The sequence below is a fragment of the Streptomyces sp. NPDC054757 genome, assembly GCF_053612185.1.
This window is the reverse complement of record NZ_JBSHBW010000032.1, coordinates 63,378-83,374: the sequence shown is the minus strand read 5'-3', so window position 1 is coordinate 83,374 and position 19,997 is coordinate 63,378. Positions and strand designations below refer to the sequence as shown.

Genomic DNA, 19,997 nt, shown 5'->3' with positions numbered 1-19,997 from the left:
CACGCGGGTGGAGCGGAGCCGTGCGCTCCGCCGTATCCGCCCCCTCCCGCCCTCTGGCACGCCGCGGGGCGTGGAAGGATGAGCGGAAACGTCACATACCGAGGAGATGACCCGGGTGCCCGGCACAAATCTGACCCGCGAAGAGGCACGGCAGCGTGCGAGCCTGCTCACCGTCGACTCGTACAGGATCGACCTCGACCTCAGCGGCGCGCAGGAGGGAGGCACCTACCGGTCCGAGACCACGGTGCGCTTCCGGAGCGCGGAGGCCGGGGCAGAGACCTTCATCGACCTGATCGCACCCACCGTGCACGAGGCCGTCCTGAACGGGACGCCGCTGGATGTCGGCGCCGTCTTCGCGGACTCCCGTATCGCGCTCCCCGGGCTGCTCGCCGGGGAGAACGAGCTGCGGGTGGTCGCGGACTGCGCGTACACCAACACCGGTGAGGGACTGCACCGCTTCGTCGACCCGGTGGACGACCAGGCGTACCTGTACACCCAGTTCGAGGTCGCCGACGCACGGCGGGTCTTCCCCAACTTCGAGCAGCCCGACCTGAAGGCGACCTTCCAGTTCACCGTTAAGGCCCCCGAGGGCTGGACCGTGATCTCCAACTCGCCGACGCCCGAACCGCGTGACCGCGTCTGGGAGTTCGAGGCGACGCCGCGCATCTCGACGTACATCACGGCGCTCATCGTCGGCCCGTACCACTCGGTGCACAGCAGCTACGAGAAGGACGGCGTGACCGTCCCGCTGGGGATCTACTGCCGCCCCTCGCTGGCCGAGTTCCTCGACGCGGACGCGATCTTCGACGTCACCCGGCAGGGCTTCGACTGGTTCCAGGAGAAGTTCGACTACGCGTATCCCTTCGCCAAGTACGACCAGCTCTTCGTGCCGGAGTTCAACGCGGGCGCCATGGAGAACGCGGGCGCGGTGACCATCCGCGACCAGTACGTCTTCCGCTCCAAGGTCACCGACGCCGCGTACGAGACGCGCGCCGAGACCATCCTGCACGAGCTGGCGCACATGTGGTTCGGCGACCTGGTCACCATGGAGTGGTGGAACGACCTCTGGCTGAACGAGTCGTTCGCCACGTACACCTCGATCGCGTGCCAGGCGTACGCGGACGGCTCCCGGTGGCCGCACTCGTGGACGACGTTCGCCAACTCCATGAAGACCTGGGCCTACCGCCAGGACCAGCTGCCGTCCACGCACCCGATCATGGCCGACATCACCGACCTGGACGATGTGCTGGTCAACTTCGACGGCATCACGTACGCCAAGGGTGCTTCGGTGCTCAAGCAGCTCGTCGCCTATGTGGGCATGGACGAGTTCTTCCAGGGCGTCCAGGCGTACTTCAAGGAGCACGCCTTCGGCAACACCCGTCTCTCGGACCTGCTCGGCGCGCTGGAGAAGACCTCGGGGCGCGATCTGAAGGCCTGGTCGACGGCGTGGCTGGAGACCGCCGGGATCAACATCCTGCGCCCGGAGATCGAGGTCGACGGCGAAGGCCGCATCACCTCCTTCGCCGTACGCCAGGAGGCGCCGGAGCTGCCCGCAGGCGCCAAGGGCGTGCCGACGCTGCGCCCGCACCGCATCGCGATCGGCTGCTACGACCTGGACGGGGACGGCAGGCTCGTCCGTACCGACCGCATCGAGCTGGACGTCGACGGTGAGCGCACCGAGGTGTCCTTCCCGCAGGACAAGCCGCGCCCCGCGGTGATCCTGCTCAACGACGACGACCTGTCGTACGCGAAGGTCCGCCTCGACGAGGAGTCGCTGCGCTTCGTCACCGAGCACCTGGGCGACTTCGCCGAGTCGCTGCCGCGCGCCCTGTCCTGGGCCTCCGCCTGGGACATGACCCGCGACGGCGAGCTGGCCACCCGCGACTATCTGGCGCTCGTCCTCTCCGGCATCTCCAAGGAGTCGGACATCGGCGTCGTCCAGTCGCTGCACCGCCAGGTGAAGCTGGCACTCGACCTGTACGCGGACCCGGCCTGGCGCGAGGCGGGGCTGAGCCAGTGGACGGACGCGACGCTGGCGCACCTGCGGGCCGCCGACGCGGGCAGCGACCACCAGCTGGCGTGGGCCCGTGCCTTCGCGGCGACGGCGCGCACACCGCTCCAGCTCGACCTGCTGAACGGGCTGCTCGAAGGCGAGGAGTCGATCGAGGGCCTGGCCGTCGACACCGAGCTGCGCTGGGCGTTCGTGCACCGGCTGGCGGCGGTCGGCCGGTTCGACGAGGAGGAGATCGCGGCGGAGCTGCAGCGCGACCAGACGTCGGCGGGTGAGCGCCACGCGGCGAGCGCCCGTGCCGCGCGTCCGACCGATGCCGCCAAGGCCGAGGCCTGGGCCTCGGTCGTGGAGTCCGACCAGCTGCCCAACGCCGTCCAGGAAGCGGTCATCGGCGGCTTCGTCCAGACCGACCAGCACGAGGTGCTCGCCCCGTACACGGAGAAGTACTTCGCGGCGGTCAAGGGGGTCTGGGAGTCCCGCAGCCACGAGATGGCCCAGCAGGTGGCGGTCGGCCTCTACCCGGGGCTCCAGGTGTCGCAGGAGACGCTGGACGCGACGGACGCCTGGCTGGAGTCCGCGGGGCCGAACGCCGCGCTGCGGCGGCTGGTCTCGGAGTCCCGCTCGGGTGTGGAGCGCGCCCTGCGGGCCCAGGCGGCGGACGCGGCGGCGGCGCACGCCTAGGCCGTGAGTGCGGGGCGGGCGGGTGCGGTCCGGCAGGACGCGCCCGCCCGCCCCTTCCTCTGTGCGGGTTTCCCCCCGGCCTCCGGACAGAGGTGTCAGCGGTGTTCGTTCAATCGGATCCGGGGGCTCAGGACCCGTTGTACCTGCGGCGCAGCTCGGCCGTGCCCGCCTCGGTGAACGTGCCGTGCAGCCGCATCCGCGCCACCCCGCCGTCCGGGAAAGTGTCGAGCCGGACGTGGGTGACGACCGCATCGGCGGGGAGCTTGAAGCGGTGCAGGGTGTCGGGCTGGAGCCGGGTGCGCGGGATGATCTCGAACCACTCGCCCGACTCGCCGTCCCGGCCGCTCAGCGCGATCCAGCCGGCGGCGTTGCCCTTGAGGTAGGCGGTGTCGATCTCCACGGCGCGTACGGCGCCCTGCGCGGCCAGCCGGAAGCGCACCCAGTCGTTGGTGTCGCGGACCCGGCGGCGGCGGTTCTCCCAGCCGTCGTCCATCTTGCGGGAGGTGCCGGGCAGGATGATCTGGGTCGGCGACGAGTAGAAGCGGTCCGACGCGTCCTCGTAGGCGGCGCCGTTGAGCACCGAGAGCAGGTCGACCGTGGAGAGCAGGTCGAGCCACTCGGGGTCCGGCACGACTTCGCCGTGCACCCGGAGGCGGGCGACACCGCCGTCGGGGTGCTGGCAGAGCCGGACGTGGCTGTAGACGCGGTCGCCGGTGATCTCGAAGGCGTTGGCGGCGTGGCCGAGTACGGGGGACCGCGGGACGATCTCCTCCCACTTCACGTCGTCGGCGAGCAGCTCGTCCGGGCTCGGGGAGCCCTCCACCAGGGCGCCCTGGACCGATATCTGCTGCGGGTAGTTGCCGCGGAAGTGGGCGGTGTCCACGATGATCCCGCGGATGATGCCGGGGGCACCGAGCCGGACGAGCGCCCAGTCGTGCTCGTCGGGGGTCGGGAAGGGCGTCCCGGCGGAGGCACCGCGGCGGCGGCGGGTCTCCCAGCCGTCCATGATCTTGCCCTTGTGGCCGAAGCGCTCGGGGTCGAAGACGGCGCGCTCGCGGACGAGCAGGTTCTCGCGCTCGGCGAAGAACTCGTCGTTGGCCGCGACGACGCCCGCACCGAGGCGGCGGTCGGCCAGGTCCACCAGCTCGGTGAAGGCGTGGTCACCGGAGCGGTAGTCGGCGTACGGGTCGCCGCCGCCGTACGGGGCCGCGTCGTTGGCGTGGGGGTCCTGGGAGCTCGGTGCGTCGGTGGAAGTCATGGTCCGACTGTCACCCAGAACCAACGATCGCGTCCATCGAAAGTTTCCACAGAATCCATTCAGTGAATCTGAACGATGCTACGGGTGGCCGCCCTGCTCCTCCGCGACCTCGCGCAGCGCGTCCAGTACCCGGCCGGTCGCGGAGCGCTCCTCGGCCCCGCGCCGCACCGCCGCGATCACATGGCGCAGCGGCTGGTCGGCACTGAGCACCCGGGTCACGACCCCGGGGCGGCGCTCCCCGCCCACCGCCATCCTGGGCACCAGCGCGACCCCCATCTCCGCCTCCACCATGGCCAGGATCGCCGTCCAGCCGGCCGCGCTGTGCGCCTGCTCGGGGACGAAACCGGCGGCCTCGCAGGCCGCCGTGGTGATCTCCGACCAGGGGCCGCTGCCACCGAAGATCCAGGCCTCGCCGGAGAGATCGGCGAGCCGCAGCCCCTCGGCCGCCGCCAGCGGGTGCCCGGCGGGCAGCGCCACGTCGAGCGGGTCGGCGAGCAGCGGTACCCGGGTGAAGCGCGGATCGCGGGCGGTCGGGGCGTGCGCGGCGAGCGAGATCGCCAGGTCGACGTCGCCGCGCGAGAGCAGTTCGTACGCCTCGGCCGCCTCCGCCTCCCGGATACGGACATCGACGGCGGGGTGGCTGCGGCGCAGCGCGGCCACCGCGGGGACCACCAGGGCGGGGACGGCGGTGGAGAAGGCGCCCACCCGGACCTCGCCCGCCTCCCCGTGGAGGTAGCCGGCCAGTTCGGCGTCGGCCCGCTCCAGCTGGGCGAAGACCGCCTCGGCGTGCCGGAGCACGAGATGGGCGGCGTCGGTGAGCCTGACCCGTCTGCCGTGGGCCACGAGCAGCGGTACGCCGAGCTGCTTCGCCAGGTTGGAGAGCTGCTGGGAGACGGCCGAGGGGGTCATCCGGAGCACATCGGCGGTGGCCGTGACCGTGCCCCGCTCGCTCAGGGTGCGGAGGATCTGGAGTTTGCGGATGTCCCACTCGGTCATGCCCGCAACCTATCCCCCACGGTCTCCGGAGGTCCGGCCCGGAACGCAGAGGTGCCGCGGAGCCGTCCGTACGGCTCCGCGGCATCTCCAGGTACTTCTGGCGCTTGCGGTACTTCTGGTGCTCCCGTTGCTTCGGGGGCTTCCGTTGCTTCGGGAACTTCCCCTGAAGAGGGCGGGTGTCAGGCCTTCTTGCGGGACTTGTCGAGGACCATCACCAGTCCGGCGATGATGCCGAACAGCACGAGAGGTGTGATCACAAAGAGGCCGACCGTGTCGAAGACACTCAGGCCGGGGCCGGGGTCGTCGCCGTCGTCGCGGGTCAGCGCGAGCGCGGGGGACGACATGAGCAGCATCATCAGCGTCGTACCGGCTGCTACGGCTCCGGCGCGCAGGGCGTTCTTCTTGTCCACGGACCAAACGTAGCGAACGGCTATGCGGTCTGCGCGCCCGGGGGTGCCGTACGCGACCGGAACTCAGCCATCAGGCGGTGCAGACGGGGCGAAGCGGCCACTTCCTCCAGGGTCATGGGCCTGCCCTGCGGGCCGGCGACCGGCAGCCGCCAGTTGGGATATTCGTCCCAGGTGCCGGGGAGGTTCTGCGGCCTGCGGTCCCCCACCGCGTCCGGCAGCCAGATGCCGGTCATCCGGGCCGGGGTGCGCAGCAGGAAACGGTGGACGGCGCGGACCTCGCCCTCCTCGTCGCCGGAGCACTCGGGAAGCAGCCCGAGCCGGGAGAGGAAGCCGAGCCAGTCGGCGAGTTCGGCCCTGTCCTCGGCCTGTTCCTGGCCCAGCGGGCGGGTCAGCAGGCCCAGGCGGTGGCGGAGTCCGACATGTTCACCGGTCAGCCGGGCGGCGGTGGGGGGCAGATCGTGGGTGGTCGCGGTGGCCACGCACTCCTCGCGCCACTCCTCCGGCGGCAGCGGCCGGCCCGTACCGCTCCAGTCGCGCTCGAACCAGAGCACCGAAGTGCCCAGGACGCCCCGGCGCGCGAGCGATTCCCGTACGCCCGGCTCGACGGTGCCGAGGTCCTCACCGATGACGGCCGCGCCCGCCCGGTGGGCCTCAAGTACGAGTACGGCGAGCATCGCCTCGGCGTCGTAACGGACATATGTTCCTGTGGTGGGATCGCCGCCCTCGGGTACCCACCAGAGCCGGAAGAGCCCCATCACATGGTCGATCCGGAGGGCGCCCGCGTTCCGCAGGATGTTCCTCAGGAGGCCGCGGTAGGGCGCGTATCCGGAGGCGGCGAGCGCGTCGGGGCGCCAGGGCGGCAGGCCCCAGTCCTGGCCGCGCGCGTTGAAGGCGTCCGGTGGGGCGCCGACGGACATCCCCGCCGCGAAGACGGACTGCTGGGCCCAGGCGTCCGAGCCGTCCGGGTGCACCCCGACGGCCAGATCGTGGACCAGACCGGTCTCCATTCCCGCCTCGCGGGCGGCGCGTTGCGCGTCGGCGAGCTGGGAGTCGGTCAGCCAGGCGAGCCACATATGGAAGTCGACGCGGTGCTGGAGCGCCGCGCGGGCGCGGGCCGTGCCGTGCGAGCGGGGGTCGCGGAGCGGCGCGGGCCAGCTGTGCCAGTCGGGTCCGTGCTCCTCGGCCAGCGCGCACCAGGTGGCGTGGTCCTCCAGCGGACGGCCCTGGTCGGCGAGGTAGTCGGCGTAGGCCGCGCGTCTGCCGGGTCCGAGCGGGACCTCGTGGACCAGCTCCAGGACCTCCTTCTTCAGCGCCCATACGGCGTCGCGGTCGATCAGCGCGCCCCCGTCGAGCACCGCTTCACGCAGCGCGGCGGCCCGGTCCTGATGGCCGCGGTCCCCGGTGTATGCGTACTCGGGGACCGCCTCGACCCGCAGATGGACGGGGTCGGGAAAGCGCCGCGACGAAGGCCGGTACGGGGAGGGGTCGGTGGGCGCGCCTGGCACTGCCGCGTGCAACGGGTTGACCTGGACGAATCCGGCGCCGTGCACGCGCCCCGACCAGGCGGCCAGTTCGGCGAGGTCACCGAGGTCGCCCATGCCCCAGGAGCGGGCGGACAGCAGGGAGTAGAGCTGCACCAGGAAGCCGTGGCCGCGGCCGGGCGGCTGAGGCACCCGTTCGGGTGCGACCACGAGCGCGGCCCGGGCGGTACGCCCGTCGGCCGTGTCGGCCCGCAACCGGTGCACACCGAGCGGCAGTTCCTGCCACTTGTCGAGGACGGCGCCCTGCTCGGTCTCGATCCGCAGCCGGGTGCCCGGCGGAAGGTCCCGCACCACCGGGGGCCGCTCACCCGGCCTGGCCACCACGGTCGGCGGCAGCAGCCGGTCCGCCAGGGCCGCCTCGTGGCGGGCGAGCGCCGCGCCCACCGCCTCAGGTGTCGACGCGTCGATGTCGAGCGCGGCGAGCACGGCGACGACGGTGGTGTCGGAGACCGGGACGGTGACATCACCGGACGGTGCGTAGCTGGTGGCGACTCCATGCAGCGCGGCGAGCCTGGCAAGGCTCATACGGACTCCCCGTTCAGGCTGCGGTCAGATCCCGGCAGCCGTTCCGTATGCGGTGGGCTCACTGGTCAACGGGGTGAAGTCGGCGAGCGGCGGCTCGCTGGTGAGGGGGGCGACATCGGAGAGCGGGGGTTCGCTGGTCAGCGGCAGCTCCATGGAGCTGGTGCTCGCGTCGGGGTCCGGCATCAGGTCCGGCACGAGCTCCGGAACGGTGTCCGGGACAGGTTTGGACAGGGCCGAGAGCAGAAGCTGCGCTGAAGCGCCCACGAGAATCTCCGTAAGGTCGGCGACGAGGTTGGATCCAAGCCCTACCCAGCGGGCGCGGCCCCATCCGTATTCGTCTCACCAACGTGAGCCGGGTCACATTCAGTTCCCCGCAGAGGGAATTGTCCACACCGCCACCCGATCGGGCAATTCCGGCACACCGAACGGGCACTGGGCGCACCCGCCCGCGGTGGCACGGCGACCCGGCGCCTCAGATCCGGGCACCGGGCACCGAGCGCAAGCCCCCGCCCCTCAGGCCGACACGCCGTCGATCCGCGCCATCGCGTCCTCCGCTCCGAACGGCTGCAGATACGGCAGCCAGCGCGGGTCCCGGTGGCCGGTTCCGATGATGCGCCAGGCGAGGCCGCTCGGCGGGGCCGGCTGGTGGCGCAGGCGCCAGCCCAGTTCCAGCAGGTGCCGGTCGGCCTTCACGTGGTTGCAGCGGCGGCACGCGGCCACCACATTGTCCCAGCGGTGCTGTCCGCCGCGGCTGCGCGGGATGACATGGTCGACGCTGGTTGCGACGCCACCGCAGTACATACAGCGGCCGCCGTCACGCGCGAACAGGGCACGGCGGGTGAGCGGGACGGGCCCCCGGTAGGGGACGCGCACGAACCGCTTCAGCCGTACGACGCTGGGCGCGGGGACGATGCGGGTGGCACTGTGCATGAAGGCGCCGGATTCCTCCAGGGAGACCGCCTTGTTCTCCAGGACGAGGACGAGCGCGCGACGGAGCGGTACGACGCCGAGCGGCTCGTACGACGCGTTGAGGACCAGGACGTGCGGCACGGTGGATGCCTCCTTGTACGCCGGCGGCGCGTGGCTCGCGCCGGGACGATCTGCTCTCAGTCTCTCCTCATGCCTGGTGGAAGCGCCACCAACGTCAGGTAACGGGCTCGGAGTGTTTTCGTCCGCACCTGGCCGTTCCTGACCGTTCGCGCGCGGTTACCGGCGGTTTTCAGCAGCCGCCAGCGGCCGTGTGCGGGGTTCCGCCCACTCCCGCCGATACCCCGGGCGTGGGATACGTCTCTCCGCCGGTCAGCGCGGCGGAGAGCGGCGTGATGCGCCGTTAGTGTGGAGGTTCTGCCCCCTTGCCCTGGAGGTTTCCGCTGTGAACGCCGTGCACGCCGTGGCCTGGTCCCTAGCGGCGGGTGACAGCTCCCGGCCCGGTACGGCCGACACGCTCGACGACGCCCAGAAGTCCGCGACCAATGCGGCCGACTGGGTGCAGCAGAACTGGTCCACGTGGCTGTCGATCGGGCTGCGGATCGTCCTGATCCTGGTCATCGCCACCGTGCTGCGCTCCCTCGTCCGGCGCGCGCTCACCCGGCTCATAGAGCACATGAACCGCAGCGCCACGGCTGTCGAGGGCACCGCGCTCGGCGGTCTGCTGGTCAACCAGGAGCGCCGCCGCCAGCGCTCCGAGGCCATCGGCTCGGTGCTCCGCTCGGTGGCGTCCTTCGTGATCCTCGGCACCGCCGCCCTGATGGTGCTCTCCACGCTCAAGATCGATCTGGCGCCGCTGCTCGCGTCGGCCGGTGTGGCCGGTGTCGCGATCGGGTTCGGTGCGCGCAATCTGGTCACCGACTTCCTCTCCGGCGTCTTCATGATCATGGAGGACCAGTACGGCGTGGGGGACAGCATCGACGCCGGGGTCGCCACCGGTGAGGTGATCGAGGTCGGGCTGCGGGTGACCAAGCTGCGCGGTGAGAACGGCGCGATCTGGTACGTACGCAACGGCGAGATCAAGCGGATCGGCAACCTCAGCCAGGGCTGGGCGACGGCCTCCGTCGACGTCCAGGTGAAGCCCACCGAGAACCTGGAGCGGCTGCGCGAGGTGATCAGCACCGCCGGCCAGGACCTGGCCAAGTCCGAACCGTGGAACGAACAGCTCTGGGGCCCGGTGGAGATCCTGGGCCTGGACTCCGTACTGCTCGACTCGATGGTCATCCGGATCTCCGCCAAGACCATGCCGGGCAAGGCCCTGGGCGTGGAGCGGGAGCTGCGCTGGCGGCTCAAGATCGCGCTGGAGGAGGCGGGCATCCTGGTCGTGGGCGGTCCGGTCACGGTCGACACGGAGGAGCCGCCGGTCGACTCGGCAGCCGGGATGTCGGCCCCGTCCGCACTGGCGAGCCCGACGTCGCCGCAGTCGCTCGCCGCGTCACCGATCCCGCCGCAGAACCTCGCGAAGTAACAGAACCTCCCGGAGTTGCGGCCGGGGCGGGCCCGGAGTCCCGTACCACCGCAGTTCACCGTCCGTACCGAAGGGCGCCCCGCAGCAGACGCGGGGCGCCCTTCGGCGTGCCGGTTCCGCATACCGGTTCCGGACACCGAGGTAACGCTTTGGTTGCCGGACCGGGACAGCCCATTGACGCCCGGCTGACCAGCGGCCTACGTTCATCGCACCGAATTGGAAACTTTCCTAACAGTGGCGCGAGGGGCAGGTGCGTACGACGTGGCCGGTGGCACGACTCCAGGAACCCCCCGTGTGCTGCGGGCGATGAACGACCGCGCCGCCCTCGACCTGCTGCTCGAACACGGACCGCTCTCCCGCACGAAGATCGGCAAACTGACCGGGCTCTCCAAGCCGACCGCCTCCCAGCTCCTCGCGCGCCTGGAGGCCGCCGGGCTGGTGGTGGCCACCGGCACGAGTGAGGGCCGCCCGGGACCGAGCGCCCAGCTCTACGCGGTCAACGCACGGGCCGGCCACGCCGCCGGGATCGATGTGAACCCGCAGCGCATCCGGGCCGCCGTCGCCGACATCACCGGCCGCACCGTCGGCGAGTTCCGGCTCGCGACGCCCGGCCGGCGCGGCACCGGCACCGTCCAGCAGGTGACCGACGCCCTGGACGGCGCCACGAAGGCCGCGGGACTGGTACGGGCCGATCTGCGCCGGGTCGTCGTAGGCACCCCGGGCGCCTTCGACCCGAACACCGGCCGGCTGCGGTACGCCTCGCATCTGCCCGGCTGGCACTCCCCCACGCTGCTCGACGAGCTGGCCGCCGCGCTGCCGATGCCCGTCGAGTACGAGAACGACGTCAATCTGGCCGCAGTCGCCGAGCAGCGGCTGGGAGCCGCCCGGGGCCATGAGGACTTCGTACTGCTCTGGAACGAGGAGGGCGTCGGCGCCGCCGTCGTCCTCGGCGGCCGGCTGCACCGCGGCTTCACCGGGGGCGCGGGCGAGGTCGGCTTCATGCCGGTGCCGGGCGCTCCGCTGGTGCGCCAGGTGACCAAGGCCAACGCGGGCGGCTTCCAGGAGCTGGCCGGCTCCCAGGCGCTGGCCCGGCTGGCCAGGGAGCTGGGCATCGAGGGGATCGGCAGCGGTTCGCACACCGAGGTGGCGGGCGCGCTGATCGCGGAGGCCGCACGGGCCGAAGGAGGGCCGTACCGCCGTCTCCTGGAGGTGTTCGCCACCGCGGTGGCCACCGGACTCGCCTCTCTGGTGGCCGTGCTCGACCCCGAACTCCTGGTGCTCGCGGGCGATCTGATCGTCGCAGGCGGCGAGCCGCTGCGTGACCTCGTCCAGCGTGAGCTGGCCGAACTGGCCGCCTCCCGGCCCCGGCTCGTCCTCGGCTCCGTACGGGAACAGCCCGTCCTGCGCGGGGCGCTGGAGAGCGCGCTCGCCACCACCCGCGACGAGGTCTTCGACACCTCGGCCCACTGACCCCGGCACCGCCCCGGACCGGCCCACCAACCCCGGGCAACCCTCCCACTCCGACCGGCCCGGCAACCCCCGGCACCGCCTCGCCCCCTACCGCCCCGCGCTTCCCCCGCAAGCAGACCCGCGCGTACGCCCGTACAGCCCCAGATCCGCCAGAGGGAGATTCCGTCATGCCCAGAAACAGCCGACTGCCCGTGGCCGTCGTCGCTGCCGCAGCCATGTCCCTGCTCGCATCGGCCTGTACGGGCCAGAGCTCGGGCAGCGCGGACGACGACGTCAACGCGCGGACCACCATCACCTTCTGGCACGGCTGGAGCGCCGCGAACGAGGTCAGGGCGATCCAGGCGGACGTCGGCCGCTTCGAGAAGATCCACCCGAACATCAAGGTGAAGGTCGTCGGCAACATGACCGACGACAAGATCAACCAGGCGCTGCGGGGCGGCGGTTCGGACGCCCCCGACGTCGTCTCCTCCTTCACCACCGACAACGTCGGCAAGTTCTGCTCGTCCGGGGCCTTCGCCGATCTGAAGCCGTTCCTCGCCAAGTCGGGGATCGACCTGGACAGGACCTTCTCCAAGCCGCTCCAGGACTACACACAGTTCGACGGAGTGCGCTGCACCCTGCCGCTGCTCAGCGACGCGTACGCGCTCTACTACAACAAGGGCGCCTTCAAGGCCGCCGGGATCACCGCGCCCCCGAAGACCTGGACCGAGTTCGACCGGGACGCCGTCAAGCTGACGAAGCCGAAGGGCGACTCGTACCAGCAGCTCGGCTTCATGCCGACCTTCCACGGTTACGAGTCGACGCCAAGCCACCTGGTGGCGCAGTGGAGCCCCACCTATGTCGGCAAGGACGGCAAGTCCGACATCGCCAGGGATCCCGCCTTCGCGAAGATGTTCACCTGGCAGCAGGGCCTGGTGAAGAAGCTGGGCGGCTTCAACAAGCTGGAGAAGTACCGGGCCACGTTCGGCGACGAGTGGGGCGCCAAACACCCCTTCCAGACCGGCCAGGTCGCCATGCAGGTCGACGGCGAGTGGCGGCTCGGGATGGCCCAGGACGCCAAGTCGAAGGTGGACATCGGCATCGCACCGCTGCCGGTCCCCGACGACCAGGCCGCCTCGTACGGCAAGGGCTACATCACGGGGACGATCGCCGGTATCGCGTCGACCAGCAAGAAGCAGAACGCCTCCTGGGAGTTCGTGAAGTACCTCACCACCGACACCGACGCGGTGGTGGACTTCGCCAACGACATCCACAACATCCCGTCGACGCTGGCCGCGCTGAAGTCACCGAAGCTGAAGTTCGACCCGCGGCTGAAGACATTTCTGGACATCGCGCGGAACCCGGCCTCCACCACCACTCCCCCTTCGGTCAACGGCGGCACCTACCAGGTGACCCTCCAGGACTTCGGATACGACTTCGAGTCGGGCAGGGCGAAGGATCTGAAGGCCGGTCTGCGGAAGACCGCGTCACAGATCGACAAGGACAACGAGAAGGCGAAGTAGCCTCGCCATGACCACGTACACCCCGCGTTCGAAGCGCCGCCGCGCCGCGGTGCGTACGGCGGCCTTCATGTCGCCGTGGCTCATCGGGTTCTGTCTCTTCTTCGTCTACCCGCTGGTCTCGACCGTCTACTTCTCCTTCACGAAGTACGACGGCTTCAGGGCCCCGTCGTTCAACGGCCTGACGAACTGGACCTACGTCTTCACGGTGTACCCGGACTTCTGGCCCGCGATGCGCAACACGCTCTGGCTGGTGGTCGTGATGGTCGCCTGCCGGGTGGTCTTCGGGCTCGGCATCGGCATGCTGATCACGAGGATCAAGACGGGCGCCGGGGTCTTCCGGACCCTGTTCTACCTGCCGTACCTCGCACCGCCGGTCGCTGCGACGCTGGCCTTCGTCTTTCTGCTCAATCCGGGTACTGGGCCGGTCAATTCGATCCTCGGCGGCGCCGGACTGCCGACGCCCGGCTGGTTCACCGACGCCTCCTGGTCGAAACCCGCGCTCACCATGCTCGCGGTGTGGGGCATCGGCGACCTCATGGTGATCTTCATGGCCGCGCTCCTCGACGTACCGAAGGAACAGTACGAGGCGGCAGAGCTGGACGGCGCGTCCGCGGTGCAGCGCTTCCGGTTCGTGACGCTGCCGAACATCTCACCGATCATCATGTTCGCGGTCGTCACCGGGATCATCCAGGCGATGCAGTACTACACCCAGCCACTGGTGGCGGGGAAGGTCGCATCGGGCATCATCGGCGGCTCCGGTCAGCAGTTCCAGCCCGGCTTCCCCGACAAGTCCACGCTGACCCTGCCGCAGCTCGTCTACACGCTCGGCTTCCAGCGCTTCGACTACGGCTCCGCCTGTGTGGTCGCGCTCGTCCTCTTCGCCCTGGCCATGGCGTTCACCGCACTGCTGATGCGGCGCCGCAGCGGGCTCGTACAGGCAGGTGACTGACCATCATGACCCAGCTCGCCCATGCCGCCGCAGGACCGGCGCCCGCCTTCGGGACGGACCGTACGCGGCGGGCCGCCCGCCGCAGGAACCTGCTGCACTGGATCGCCGTGCACGCCCTGGGGGTGGCGGCGGCGCTCTTCTTCGTGCTGCCGTTCGTCTTCGTCGTCCTGACCTCGCTGATGAGCGACCAGCAGGCGCTCACCCGCGACCTGTGGCCGCACACCTTCGAGTGGTCCAACTACCGCAAGGTCTTCGACACTCCGGGCTTCCTGTCCTGGTGGCGGAACACCCTGCTGTACGCGGGCCTCGGCACCGTACTGACCGTGGTGTCGTCGCTGCCCGTGGCGTACGCGCTCGCCAAGTTCCGCTTCCGCGGCCGGCATCTTTCGCTGATGCTCGTCATCTCGATGATGATGCTGCCGCCGCAGGTCGTGATCATCCCGATGTATCTCTTCTGGGCCAAGCAGCTGGACCTGTCGGGCACGCTCTGGCCGCTGATCATCCCGATGGCGTTCGGCGACGCGTTCTCCATCTTCCTGCTGCGGCAGTTCCTGCTGACCATCCCCGACGAGTACATCGACGCAGCGAAGGTCGACGGCTGCGGAGAGTTCCGCACCCTGCTGAAGGTCATCGTCCCGATGGCCAGGCCGGGGATCGCGGCCGTCGCGCTCTTCCAGTTCTTCTACGCCTGGAACGACTACTTCGGCCCGCAGATCTACACCTCGGAGAACCCGGCCGCCTGGACGCTCTCGTACGGCCTGGAGTCCTTCAAGGGCGCGCACCATACCGACTGGAATCTGACCATGGCCGCGACCGTCCTGGTCATGGCCCCTGTGATCCTCGTCTTCTTCTTCGCACAGAAGGCATTCGTCGAGGGCGTCACACTGACCGGAGTGAAGGGTTAGCTGAAATGAAGCTCGCAGTAGTGGGGGGCGGATCCACCTACACGCCCGAACTCATCGACGGCTTCGCGCGGTTGCGGGACACACTGCCGATCGGTGAGCTGGTCCTCGTCGACCCGGCGGCGGACCGTCTTGAGCTGGTGGGCGGTCTCGCCCGGCGGATCTTCGCCAGGCAGGGGCACCCGGGTGTCATCACGACGACATCGGACATCGACGCGGGGGTCGCCGACGCCGACGCGGTCCTGCTCCAGCTGCGCGTCGGCGGCCAGGCCGCCCGGCAGCAGGACGAGACCTGGCCGCTGGAGTGCGGCTGCGTCGGGCAGGAGACGACAGGCGCGGGCGGGCTCGCCAAGGCGATGCGCACGGTGCCGGTGGTGCTGGACATCGCCGAGCGGGTGCGGCGCGCCAACCCCGACGCCTGGATCATCGACTTCACCAACCCGGTGGGCATCGTCACCCGGGCGCTGCTCCAGGCCGGGCACAAGGCGGTGGGGCTCTGCAACGTCGCCATCGGCTTCCAGCGCAAGTTCGCCGCGCGGCTCGATGTCGCGCCGTCGGATGTGTTCCTCGACCACGTCGGGCTCAACCATCTGACCTGGGAACGGGGTGTGCGCCTGGGCGGCCCCGGCGGCGTGGACGTCCTGCCGAAGCTGCTCGGCGAGCACGGCGACGCGATCGCCGACGATCTGCGGCTGCCGCGCTCGGTGCTGGACCGGCTCGGGGTCGTGCCCTCGTACTATCTGCGCTACTTCTACGCGCACGACGAGGTCGTCAGGGAGCTGGGGAGCAAGCCGTCGCGGGCCGCCGAGGTCGCCGCGATGGAGAAGGAACTGCTCGCCATGTACGGCGACCCGGCGCTGGACGAGAAGCCCGCGCTGCTCGCGAAGCGGGGCGGGGCCTTCTACTCGGAGGCGGCGGTCGACCTGGCGTCCTCGCTGCTCGGCGGAGACAGCGCCGGCAGGAGTGACAGGGGTGGGTCCGGCGGATCCTCGGGCAGGGGCGGTGACGGGCGAGAGGCGGGCGGCTCCCGTTACCAGGTGGTCAATACGTACAACAACGGCACGCTGCCGTTCCTCCCCGACGACGCCGTGATCGAGGTCCAGGCGACGGTGGACGGCAGCGGTGCGACCCCGCTGGCCGTCCCCGCGCTGGACCCGCTGTTCGCCGGGCTCGTCGCGAACGTCACCGCGTACGAGGACCTCGCCCTGGAAGCCGCGCTGCGCGGCGGCCGGGACCGGGTCTTCCGGGCACTGCTCGCCCACCCGCTGATCGGGCAGTACGCGTACGCCGACGAGCTGACGGACCGGCTCATCGCGCACAACCGGGAGCACTTCGCGTGGGCCTGACAGCAAGTGTGCTGGCGATCGACGCCGGCAACAGCAAGACGGACGTGGCCGTCATCGCGGCGGACGGCACCGTCCTGGGCCGGGGCCGCTCCGGCGGTTTCCAGCCGCCGGTGGTGGGGGTGGAGGCCGCGGTGGACGTCCTGGCTGTCGCGGTCGTCGCGGCGGTCGCGGAGGCGCGTGGGGTACGGGCGGGGGGCTCGGGGGGCGGTATTGGGGGCGGGGGCAGTGTGGCGGGTGGGACTGGTGTTGCAGGTGGGACTGGCATCGCGGGCGGGCCTGGTGTCGCGGCTGGGTCCGGTCCCGGGGGCGGGGCCGGTGTTCCGCCGTACGCCTCGTTCGTCTCCGCCTGTCTCGCCAACGCCGATCTCCCGGTCGAGGAGCGGGAGTTGGCCGCCGCCATCGAGGCGCGCGGCTGGGGCGCGGCGGTCGAGGTCCGCAACGACACCTTCGCGATCCTGCGCGCGGGTGTGGACGAGCCGCGCGGGGTGGCCGTCGTGTGCGGGGCCGGCATCAACTGCGTCGGGATGACGCCCGACGGGCGGACCGCCCGCTTCCCCGCCATCGGCCGGATATCCGGCGACTGGGGAGGCGGCGGCGGCCTGGCCGACGAGGCGCTGTGGCATGCGGCGCGCGCCGAGGACGGACGGGGGCCGCGCACCGGGCTGGTACGGACGGTGCCCGCACAGTTCGGGCTGCCCACGATGTACGCGGTGATAGAGGCGCTGCACCTGGGCCGTATCCCGGCGGAGCGCAAGCACGAGCTGACGCCGGTCCTCTTCGCGACCGCGGCGGCCGGTGACCCGGTCGCCCGCTCGGTCGTCGAACGGCAGGCGGAGGAGGTCGTCTCGCTGGCCACGGTGGCGCTGGGCCGGCTCGGACTGCTCGACGAGGAGACTCCGGTGCTGCTCGGCGGGAGCGTACTGGCCGCACGCCACCCGCAGTTGGACGACCGGGTACGTCAACTGCTGCCCGAGCGGGCCCCGAAGGCCGTCCCCCGGGTGGTGTCGGCACCGCCCGTGCTCGGCGCCGCCCTGCTGGGACTCGACCGGATCGCGGCTCCCCCGGAGTCCTACGCCCGGGTGCGGGAGCAGTACGCCTGAGGGGGCGCGCCGGGGGCCCGGAGTGCGGCGGGGGTGGTGTTCGGGCGGGCGGGGGTTGTCTTCGGGCGGGCGGGGTTGTGTCCGGCGCGCGGCGGAGCACAACCCCCTTTCCGTACGCCCCTGATGTGCGGATTCCGACCGGATGACGCCCCGGTGGCACCCGAACGGCAGTGCTCGAACGGGAACCGAATTGCTCCGAGCGGCGTATTCAGAGGGGGACGGAACGGGGCGGACAGGGGAGGGCCGGCGGCAGATCGTTCAAGATCCGGCCAATCCTGGTGCGCGTACCGGGTCCCATGACATCGTGCATCGTGAAAGACAGGGGGAGGTCGCGTGGTACACCCGCCGAACGGGGGCACAGTGCAGGGCCCGCCGCCCGCGCAGCCGCCTCCGCCCGTGCCGCCCGCGCGCGTGGCGGCGCCCGCACCGCCCGTGCGGCCGCCCGCACCGCCTTCGCGCCGCAGCGCCTGGGCGGGGACCCGCGACCGGCTGCGCGCCGCCGCGACCACCGAGCCGGGTCGGCTGTGGATCATGGGAACGCTGGTGGCCGCGCTGGTCGTGGCCTTCGGGGCGGTGACCGCCTTCGAGATCTCCGACCGGGCGGACTCCGCCGACGATGTGGTCAGCCGCAGCCAACCGCTCAGCGCGGACGCGGCGAACATCTACCGCTCACTGGCCGACGCGGACACCGCTGCGGCGAGCGGTTTCCTCGCGGGCTCGGTCGAGCCCGCGGATGTGCACGCCCGGTACGACAGCGACATCGCGACGGCGTCCCGGCTGCTGGTGAAGGCCGCATCCCACACCGACGGTTCGACGGAGTCGGGGCGGCAGATCGCCCAGCTCAACGAGCAGCTGCCGCGTTACACAGGGCTGGTGGAGCGGGCCCGGGCCAACAACCGGCAGGGGCTGCCGCTCGGCGGCGCCTATCTGCGGTACGCCAACCAGCAGATGAGCACGGAGCTGCTGCCCGCGGCCGAGAAGCTCTACGAGGCGGAGACGGGCCGGCTGTACGACGACTACGACTCGGCCACGCTCTGGCCTTACCTCGGCACCGCGCTGGGGATCCTGGCCCTCGGCGGTCTCGTACTCGTCCAGCGGCGCGACTACCTGCGGACCAACCGGGTGTTCAACCACGGCCTGGTGGCCGCGTCCGCCGCATCGGTCGCGGTCCTGCTGTGGCTGGTGGCGGGACATCTGGTCGCCGCCTCCGACCTGCACACCTCGCGGACCCAGGGCCAGGAGTCGCTGAAGGTGCTCAACGACGCGCGGATCAGCTCGCTGAAGGCCCGTTCCAACGAGAACCTCACCCTGGTCTCGCGCGGTTCCGTGCTGACCAAGGACGGCAAGCACGACCAGTACGAGTCCGACTACACCAGGGACATGGCCGCCCTGGTCAGTGGCCTCGACAGGGCGAAGAGCCTGGCCAACGACAAGGCGGGCAGCGTCCCGGTGGGCGCGGCCGCCGATGACGTGGCCGTCTGGCGGAAACGGCACGCGGCAGCTCGCCGTACGGACGACAACGGCGACTACGACACCGCGCTGAAGCAGGTCATCGGCAGGACGGGCTCGACCGGCCAGTCCTTCGACCAGGTGGACAAGGCGCTCGACCAAGCGCTCGACCACGAGCAGCAGGAGTTCACACGGGCCGCGTCGGACGGACGGGGCGCGCTGGCCGGGCTCCCGGTGGGTGCGGCGGTCCTCGCCATGCTGGGCGCAGCAGCGGCGGGGCTCGGCATCAGCCGCAGGCTTTCGGAGTACAGGTGACCAGGGGCCGGGCGAGGAGGGACAGCGTGCTGAATCCGAGGACCGGCAGGCTCCACGGCTGGGGCGGCGTCACAGCGATGGCCGCGGCATGTGCGCTGACCGCCGCCGCGACCGTGCTCCCGCTCGTTCTGCACAGCGGTTCCGGCGACGGCGGGCGGACCGGTGGCGGACAGGTGGCGCAGGCCGTGCCCGCCAAGGCCGAGTCCTGTACCGACCCGGAAGCGAGCCTCCCGCCGTCCGGGGCCGACGGGCCCACCATCGACAGGATCAAGAAGGCCGGCCATCTCATCGTCGGTGTCGACCAGAACAGCTACCGCTGGGGCTACCGGGACCCGGCCACCGGCAGGCTGGACGGCTTCGACATCGCTCTCGTCAGGGCCATCGCGAAGAACATCCTGGGCAGCGAGGACAAGGTCATCTACCGCGCCATCCCCACCAACCAGCGGGTCGAGGCGCTGCAGGAGAACAAGGTCGACATGGTCGTGCGGACAATGACGATCAACTGCGAGCGGATCAGGCAAGTCGCCTTCTCCACCGCGTACTTCCAGGCCGGGCAGCAGGTCCTGGCACCCAAGGGCTCCACGATCACCGGGTACAACGACACACTCAGGGGCAAGAAGGTCTGCACGGCGACCGGCTCGACGGCGTACGACGCGCTGAAGTCGAAGTCGTACGGTGCGGTCTTCGCCGACACCGCGACCGAGCAGCGCACCGTCCCCAACCAGCTGGACTGTCTGGTCAAGCTCCAACTGGGCCTGGTCGACGCGGTGGTCACGGACAACGCCCTGGCGGCCGGTCAGGCGGCGCAGGACCCGGCCGTCGATCTCAAGGGCAGCCCGTTCACCACCGAGTACTACGGCGTGGCGACCAAGCTGGGCGACGACGATCTGGTGCGCCGGATCAACCAGGTCCTGGTCGGCTACCGCCAGGGCGGCGACCAGAGCCCCTGGATGAAGGCATACCGGCAATGGCTGTCGGCGGACCTGAAGGGAATATCCGGCCCTCCAGCACCGAAGTACCGGTAGAACGGCCCTGCCACGGGCAGGACTTGACACGGTAGGCAGCACCGCAGCACAGCACGGCACGG

Annotated in this window: 16 protein-coding genes; 10 read left to right on the top strand and 6 right to left on the bottom strand. The window is 70.9% G+C overall.

What is annotated here, in order from left to right:
* The first annotated feature begins 115 nt into the window (after window positions 1-115).
* Window positions 116-2,692 (top strand): aminopeptidase N, encoded by a 2,577-nt coding sequence (pepN, locus tag ACWGKJ_RS29305; protein WP_385019769.1) that lies wholly within the window; start codon window positions 116-118, stop codon window positions 2,690-2,692.
* Between the two features lie 127 nt (window positions 2,693-2,819).
* On the opposite strand, the gene alc is transcribed toward pepN, so the two are convergent.
* From alc to ACWGKJ_RS29275, 6 genes are all read right to left on the bottom strand, one after another.
* Window positions 2,820-3,950, bottom strand: coding sequence for an allantoicase (gene alc / locus ACWGKJ_RS29300; RefSeq protein WP_385019767.1), 1,131 nt, complete (start codon window positions 3,948-3,950; stop codon window positions 2,820-2,822).
* Between the two features lie 78 nt (window positions 3,951-4,028).
* Window positions 4,029-4,946 carry a LysR family transcriptional regulator gene (locus ACWGKJ_RS29295; protein WP_385019765.1) on the bottom strand — a complete coding sequence of 306 codons (918 nt, stop codon included), beginning with the start codon at window positions 4,944-4,946 and terminating at the stop codon, window positions 4,029-4,031.
* Between the two features lie 179 nt (window positions 4,947-5,125).
* Window positions 5,126-5,356, bottom strand: a complete 231-nt coding sequence (locus ACWGKJ_RS29290; protein WP_385019763.1) for a hypothetical protein — start codon at window positions 5,354-5,356, stop codon at window positions 5,126-5,128.
* Window positions 5,357-5,376: 20 nt separating this feature from the next.
* Complete coding sequence (gene malQ / locus ACWGKJ_RS29285; RefSeq protein WP_385019762.1) at window positions 5,377-7,422, bottom strand: 4-alpha-glucanotransferase; 2,046 nt, start codon at window positions 7,420-7,422, stop codon at window positions 5,377-5,379.
* A 24-nt stretch (window positions 7,423-7,446) separates the two neighbouring features.
* Complete coding sequence (locus ACWGKJ_RS29280) at window positions 7,447-7,686, bottom strand: hypothetical protein (RefSeq protein ID WP_385019760.1); 240 nt, start codon at window positions 7,684-7,686, stop codon at window positions 7,447-7,449.
* 249 nt (window positions 7,687-7,935) lie between these two features.
* Complete coding sequence (locus ACWGKJ_RS29275) at window positions 7,936-8,472, bottom strand: HNH endonuclease (protein WP_164265239.1); 537 nt, start codon at window positions 8,470-8,472, stop codon at window positions 7,936-7,938.
* A gap of 331 nt (window positions 8,473-8,803) precedes the next feature.
* Here ACWGKJ_RS29275 and ACWGKJ_RS29270 point away from each other — a divergent pair, with 331 nt between their 5' ends.
* The 9 genes from ACWGKJ_RS29270 (at window position 8,804) to ACWGKJ_RS29230 (ending at window position 19,935) form a co-directional block, all read left to right on the top strand.
* Entirely contained in the window at window positions 8,804-9,877 is a 1,074-nt protein-coding gene (locus ACWGKJ_RS29270; protein WP_385019797.1) for a mechanosensitive ion channel family protein, read from the top strand.
* Window positions 9,878-10,183: 306 nt separating this feature from the next.
* Window positions 10,184-11,347 (top strand): ROK family transcriptional regulator, encoded by a 1,164-nt coding sequence (locus ACWGKJ_RS29265; RefSeq protein WP_385019757.1) that lies wholly within the window; start codon window positions 10,184-10,186, stop codon window positions 11,345-11,347.
* A gap of 167 nt (window positions 11,348-11,514) precedes the next feature.
* Window positions 11,515-12,849 carry an ABC transporter substrate-binding protein gene (locus tag ACWGKJ_RS29260; protein ID WP_385019755.1) on the top strand — a complete coding sequence of 445 codons (1,335 nt, stop codon included), beginning with the start codon at window positions 11,515-11,517 and terminating at the stop codon, window positions 12,847-12,849.
* A 7-nt stretch (window positions 12,850-12,856) separates the two neighbouring features.
* The gene (locus ACWGKJ_RS29255; RefSeq protein WP_385019753.1) at window positions 12,857-13,798 is read left to right on the top strand and encodes a carbohydrate ABC transporter permease; all 942 of its coding nucleotides are present in this window, start codon (window positions 12,857-12,859) and stop codon (window positions 13,796-13,798) included.
* Between the two features lie 5 nt (window positions 13,799-13,803).
* The gene (locus ACWGKJ_RS29250; RefSeq protein ID WP_385019751.1) at window positions 13,804-14,703 is read left to right on the top strand and encodes a carbohydrate ABC transporter permease; all 900 of its coding nucleotides are present in this window, start codon (window positions 13,804-13,806) and stop codon (window positions 14,701-14,703) included.
* 5 nt (window positions 14,704-14,708) lie between these two features.
* The gene (locus tag ACWGKJ_RS29245) at window positions 14,709-16,046 is read left to right on the top strand and encodes a 6-phospho-beta-glucosidase (protein ID WP_385019749.1); all 1,338 of its coding nucleotides are present in this window, start codon (window positions 14,709-14,711) and stop codon (window positions 16,044-16,046) included.
* Window positions 16,037-17,146: an N-acetylglucosamine kinase gene (locus tag ACWGKJ_RS29240; protein WP_385019747.1), complete on the top strand. Its 1,110-nt coding sequence runs from the start codon at window positions 16,037-16,039 to the stop codon at window positions 17,144-17,146. The genes ACWGKJ_RS29245 and ACWGKJ_RS29240 overlap by 10 nt, the downstream gene beginning before the upstream one ends.
* Before the next feature lie 333 nt (window positions 17,147-17,479).
* Window positions 17,480-18,910, top strand: a complete 1,431-nt coding sequence (locus ACWGKJ_RS29235; protein ID WP_385019745.1) for a hypothetical protein — start codon at window positions 17,480-17,482, stop codon at window positions 18,908-18,910.
* Between the two features lie 77 nt (window positions 18,911-18,987).
* Window positions 18,988-19,935, top strand: coding sequence for a glutamate ABC transporter substrate-binding protein (locus tag ACWGKJ_RS29230; protein WP_385019795.1), 948 nt, complete (start codon window positions 18,988-18,990; stop codon window positions 19,933-19,935).
* Window positions 19,936-19,997: the final 62 nt, after the last annotated feature.